Annotated in this window: 5 tRNA genes and 3 rRNA genes; all 8 read left to right on the top strand. The window is 49.3% G+C overall.

From position 1 onward, the window contains the following. The first annotated feature begins 286 nt into the window (after nt 1-286). The 8 genes from HMPREF0848_RS10040 (at nt 287) to HMPREF0848_RS10005 (ending at nt 5,637) form a co-directional block, all read left to right on the top strand. Nucleotides 287-1,834, top strand: a 16S ribosomal RNA gene (locus HMPREF0848_RS10040). A 54-nt stretch (nt 1,835-1,888) separates the two neighbouring features. Continuing rightward, nucleotides 1,889-1,961: transfer RNA gene (locus HMPREF0848_RS10035), tRNA-Ala, on the top strand. A 146-nt stretch (nt 1,962-2,107) separates the two neighbouring features. Beyond that, nucleotides 2,108-5,007, top strand: a 23S ribosomal RNA gene (locus HMPREF0848_RS10030). Between the two features lie 83 nt (nt 5,008-5,090). After that, nucleotides 5,091-5,206: ribosomal RNA gene (rrf, locus tag HMPREF0848_RS10025) — 5S ribosomal RNA — on the top strand. The 16S, 23S and 5S rRNA genes sit together here with 5 tRNA genes alongside, the layout of an rRNA operon. Before the next feature lie 104 nt (nt 5,207-5,310). After that, nucleotides 5,311-5,383 (top strand) — tRNA-Val (locus HMPREF0848_RS10020). Nucleotides 5,384-5,385: 2 nt separating this feature from the next. Next, nucleotides 5,386-5,458, top strand: a tRNA-Asp gene (locus tag HMPREF0848_RS10015). 19 nt (nt 5,459-5,477) lie between these two features. Next, nucleotides 5,478-5,550: transfer RNA gene (locus HMPREF0848_RS10010), tRNA-Lys, on the top strand. Between the two features lie 5 nt (nt 5,551-5,555). Then, a tRNA-Leu gene (locus HMPREF0848_RS10005) sits at nt 5,556-5,637 on the top strand. Nucleotides 5,638-5,682: the final 45 nt, after the last annotated feature.

Here is a 5,682-nt window from a genome sequence, read left to right as displayed (position 1 = left end):
AAAAAAGTTATTGACAAGGTAAGCAAGAGATGATAATATGAATAGGCTACATCGGAGGATGCAGCTGAGACACGAGGAAGTTTGGAAAAAACTTTTCAAAAAGTGTTGACAAGATATTCTAGATTTGCTAGAATATAGGAGTTGTCTTAAGAGAGACAAAGACCTTTGAGAACTGAATAAGAAACCAAGTGCAGGGTTATGATAGAAGAAATTATAACCTGTCAATTTACAAGAAAAAAACGTCAGAAGACGGAAATGAGTTAACGCTCGAACAATTATTAAAGCTTTTAATGAGAGTTTGATCCTGGCTCAGGACGAACGCTGGCGGCGTGCCTAATACATGCAAGTAGAACGCTGAAGAGAGGAGCTTGCTCTTCTTGGAAGAGTTGCGAACGGGTGAGTAACGCGTAGGTAACCTGCCTTGTAGCGGGGGATAACTATTGGAAACGATAGCTAATACCGCATAACAATGGGTGACCCATGTCATTCATTTGAAAGGGGCAACTGCTCCACTACAAGATGGACCTGCGTTGTATTAGCTAGTAGGTGAGGTAACGGCTCACCTAGGCGACGATACATAGCCGACCTGAGAGGGTGATCGGCCACACTGGGACTGAGACACGGCCCAGACTCCTACGGGAGGCAGCAGTAGGGAATCTTCGGCAATGGGGGCAACCCTGACCGAGCAACGCCGCGTGAGTGAAGAAGGTTTTCGGATCGTAAAGCTCTGTTGTAAGTCAAGAACGAGTGTGAGAGTGGAAAGTTCACACTGTGACGGTAGCTTACCAGAAAGGGACGGCTAACTACGTGCCAGCAGCCGCGGTAATACGTAGGTCCCGAGCGTTGTCCGGATTTATTGGGCGTAAAGCGAGCGCAGGCGGTTTGATAAGTCTGAAGTTAAAGGCTGTGGCTCAACCATAGTTCGCTTTGGAAACTGTCAAACTTGAGTGCAGAAGGGGAGAGTGGAATTCCATGTGTAGCGGTGAAATGCGTAGATATATGGAGGAACACCGGTGGCGAAAGCGGCTCTCTGGTCTGTAACTGACGCTGAGGCTCGAAAGCGTGGGGAGCGAACAGGATTAGATACCCTGGTAGTCCACGCCGTAAACGATGAGTGCTAGGTGTTGGGTCCTTTCCGGGATTCAGTGCCGCAGCTAACGCATTAAGCACTCCGCCTGGGGAGTACGACCGCAAGGTTGAAACTCAAAGGAATTGACGGGGGCCCGCACAAGCGGTGGAGCATGTGGTTTAATTCGAAGCAACGCGAAGAACCTTACCAGGTCTTGACATCCCGATGCTATTTCTAGAGATAGGAAGTTACTTCGGTACATCGGTGACAGGTGGTGCATGGTTGTCGTCAGCTCGTGTCGTGAGATGTTGGGTTAAGTCCCGCAACGAGCGCAACCCCTATTGTTAGTTGCCATCATTCAGTTGGGCACTCTAGCGAGACTGCCGGTAATAAACCGGAGGAAGGTGGGGATGACGTCAAATCATCATGCCCCTTATGACCTGGGCTACACACGTGCTACAATGGTTGGTACAACGAGTTGCGAGTCGGTGACGGCGAGCTAATCTCTTAAAGCCAATCTCAGTTCGGATTGTAGGCTGCAACTCGCCTACATGAAGTCGGAATCGCTAGTAATCGCGGATCAGCACGCCGCGGTGAATACGTTCCCGGGCCTTGTACACACCGCCCGTCACACCACGAGAGTTTGTAACACCCGAAGTCGGTGAGGTAACCTTATGGAGCCAGCCGCCTAAGGTGGGATAGATGATTGGGGTGAAGTCGTAACAAGGTAGCCGTATCGGAAGGTGCGGCTGGATCACCTCCTTTCTAAGGAAAAATGGAATGTACTTGAGTTTCTTATTTAGTTTTGAGAGGTCTTGTGGGGCCTTAGCTCAGCTGGGAGAGCGCCTGCTTTGCACGCAGGAGGTCAGCGGTTCGATCCCGCTAGGCTCCATTGAATCGAAAGATTCAAGTATTGTCCATTGAAAATTGAATATCTATATCAAATTCCATATGTAATAAAATACATATAGATAGTAACAAGAAAATAAACCGAAACGCTGTGAATATTTAATGAGTTAGGTCGTAAGACCAAAATAAGGTTAAGTTAATAAGGGCGCACGGTGGATGCCTTGGCACTAGAAGCCGATGAAGGACGTGACTAACGACGAAATGCTTTGGGGAGCTGTAAGTGAGCAAAGATCCAGAGATGTCCGAATGGGGGAACCCGGCAGGTAATGCCTGTCACTCATTACTGTTAAGGTAATGAAGAGGAAGACGCAGTGAACTGAAACATCTAAGTAGCTGCAGGAAGAGAAAGCAAAAGCGATTGCCTTAGTAGCGGCGAGCGAAATGGCAAGAGGGCAAACCGAAGAGTTTACTCTTCGGGGTTGTAGGACTGCGATGTGGACTTAAAGATTATAGAAGAACTACCTGGGAAGGTAGGCCAAAGAGAGTAACAGCCTCGTATTCGAAATAGTCTTTATACCTAGCAGTATCCTGAGTACGGCGAGACACGAGAAATCTCGTCGGAATCTGGGAGGACCATCTCCCAACCCTAAATACTCTCTAGTGACCGATAGTGAACCAGTACCGTGAGGGAAAGGTGAAAAGCACCCCGGGAGGGGAGTGAAATAGAACCTGAAACCGTGTGCCTACAACAAGTTCGAGCCCGTTAATGGGTGAGAGCGTGCCTTTTGTAGAATGAACCGGCGAGTTACGATATGATGCGAGGTTAAGTTGAAGAGACGGAGCCGCAGGGAAACCGAGTCTTAATAGGGCGCCATAGTATCATGTCGTAGACCCGAAACCATGTGACCTACCCATGAGCAGGTTGAAGGTGAGGTAAAACTCACTGGAGGACCGAACCAGGGCACGTTGAAAAGTGCTTGGATGACTTGTGGGTAGCGGAGAAATTCCAAACGAACTTGGAGATAGCTGGTTCTCTCCGAAATAGCTTTAGGGCTAGCGTCGATGTTAAGTCTCTTGGAGGTAGAGCACTGTTTGGGTGAGGGGTCCATCCCGGATTACCAATCTCAGATAAACTCCGAATGCCAATGAGATATAATCGGCAGTCAGACTGCGAGTGCTAAGATCCGTAGTCGAAAGGGAAACAGCCCAGACCACCAGCTAAGGTCCCAAAATATATGTTAAGTGGAAAAGGATGTGGGGTTGCACAGACAACTAGGATGTTAGCTTAGAAGCAGCTATTCATTCAAAGAGTGCGTAATAGCTCACTAGTCGAGTGACCCTGCGCCGAAAATGTACCGGGGCTAAAACATATTACCGAAGCTGTGGATACCTTTATAGGTATGGTAGGAGAGCGTTCTATGTGCGAAGAAGGTGTACCGTGAGGAGTGCTGGAGCGCATAGAAGTGAGAATGCCGGTATGAGTAGCGAAAGACAGGTGAGAATCCTGTCCACCGTAAGACTAAGGTTTCCAGGGGAAGGCTCGTCCGCCCTGGGTTAGTCGGGACCTAAGGAGAGACCGAAAGGTGTATCCGATGGCCAACAGGTTGATATTCCTGTACTAGAGTATATAGTGATGGAGGGACGCAGTAGGCTAACTAAACCAGACGAATGGAAGAGTCTGGCCAAGCAGTGAGGTGTGATATGAGTCAAATGCTTATATCTCTAACATTGAGCTGTGATGGGGAGCGAAGTTTAGTAGCGAAGTTAGTGATGTCACACTGCCAAGAAAAGCTTCTAGCGTTAATTATACTCTACCCGTACCGCAAACCGACACAGGTAGTCGAGGCGAGTAGCCTCAGGTGAGCGAGAGAACTCTCGTTAAGGAACTCGGCAAAATGGCCCCGTAACTTCGGGAGAAGGGGCGCTGACTGATAGTCAGCCGCAGTGAATAGGCCCAAGCAACTGTTTATCAAAAACACAGCTCTCTGCTAAATCGTAAGATGATGTATAGGGGGTGACGCCTGCCCGGTGCTGGAAGGTTAAGAGGAGTGCTTAGCGTAAGCGAAGGTATGAATTGAAGCCCCAGTAAACGGCGGCCGTAACTATAACGGTCCTAAGGTAGCGAAATTCCTTGTCGGGTAAGTTCCGACCCGCACGAAAGGCGTAATGATTTGGGCACTGTCTCAACGAGAGACTCGGTGAAATTTTAGTACCTGTGAAGATGCAGGTTACCCGCGACAGGACGGAAAGACCCCATGGAGCTTTACTGCAGTTTGATATTGAGTATCTGTACCACATGTACAGGATAGGTAGGAGCCTATGACCTCGGGACGCCAGTTTCGAGTGAGGCGTTGTTGGGATACTACCCTTGTGTTATGGCTACTCTAACCCAGATAGGTTATCCCTATCGGAGACAGTGTCTGACGGGCAGTTTGACTGGGGCGGTCGCCTCCTAAAAGGTAACGGAGGCGCCCAAAGGTTCCCTCAGAATGGTTGGAAATCATTCGCAGAGTGTAAAGGTATAAGGGAGCTTGACTGCGAGAGCTACAACTCGAGCAGGGACGAAAGTCGGGCTTAGTGATCCGGTGGTTCCGCATGGAAGGGCCATCGCTCAACGGATAAAAGCTACCCTGGGGATAACAGGCTTATCTCCCCCAAGAGTTCACATCGACGGGGAGGTTTGGCACCTCGATGTCGGCTCGTCGCATCCTGGGGCTGTAGTCGGTCCCAAGGGTTGGGCTGTTCGCCCATTAAAGCGGCACGCGAGCTGGGTTCAGAACGTCGTGAGACAGTTCGGTCCCTATCCGTCGCGGGCGTAGGAAATTTGAGAGGATCTGCTCCTAGTACGAGAGGACCAGAGTGGACTTACCGCTGGTGTACCAGTTGTTCTGCCAAGAGCATCGCTGGGTAGCTATGTAGGGAAGGGATAAACGCTGAAAGCATCTAAGTGTGAAGCCCACCTCAAGATGAGATTTCCCATGATTATATATCAGTAAGAGCCCTGAGAGATGATCAGGTTGATAGGTTAGGAGTGGAAGTGTGGTGACACATGTAGCGGACTAATACTAATAGCTCGAGGACTTATCCAAAGCAAGTAACTGAGAGACATTGATAGCGTGAAGGTTTCTTGAGACGGTATAGATATTCAATTTTGAGTTGAGAATACTCAGAGTTAAGTGACGATAGCCTAGGAGATACACCTGTTCCCATGCCGAACACAGCAGTTAAGCCCTAGAACGCCTGAAGTAGTTGGGGGTTGCCCCCTGTTAGATATGGTAGTCGCTTAGCATTTAGGGAGTTTAGCTTAGTTGGAATTGAGAGGCAATCGAGATTTCAATCGGCGGATAAGAGAAACGAAGTTTCTGACCGTTGGCTGAGTTAAACGACCAAGAGGGAGTTTAGCTCAGCTGGGAGAGCATCTGCCTTACAAGCAGAGGGTCAGCGGTTCGATCCCGTTAACTCCCATAGGTCCCGTGGTGTAGCGGTTATCACGTCGCCCTGTCACGGCGAAGATCGCGGGTTCGATTCCCGTCGGGACCGTTCAAGTAGAAATATTTGAGACTCGTTAGCTCAGTTGGTAGAGCAATTGACTTTTAATCAATGGGTCACTGGTTCGAGCCCAGTACGGGTCATATATGCGGGTGTGGCGGAATTGGCAGACGCACCAGATTTAGGATCTGGCGCTTAACGGCGTGGGGGTTCAAGTCCCTTCACCCGCATAAAAGAGATAGCCGGCTTAGCTCAGTTGGTAGAGCATCTGATTT

It is taken from the genome of Streptococcus sp. C150 (assembly GCF_000187445.1).
Taxonomy (GTDB): Bacteria; Bacillota; Bacilli; order Lactobacillales; family Streptococcaceae; genus Streptococcus; species Streptococcus raffinosi.
Note: the sequence above shows the minus strand (reverse complement) of the source record. Positions and strands in the feature narration are given on the sequence as shown.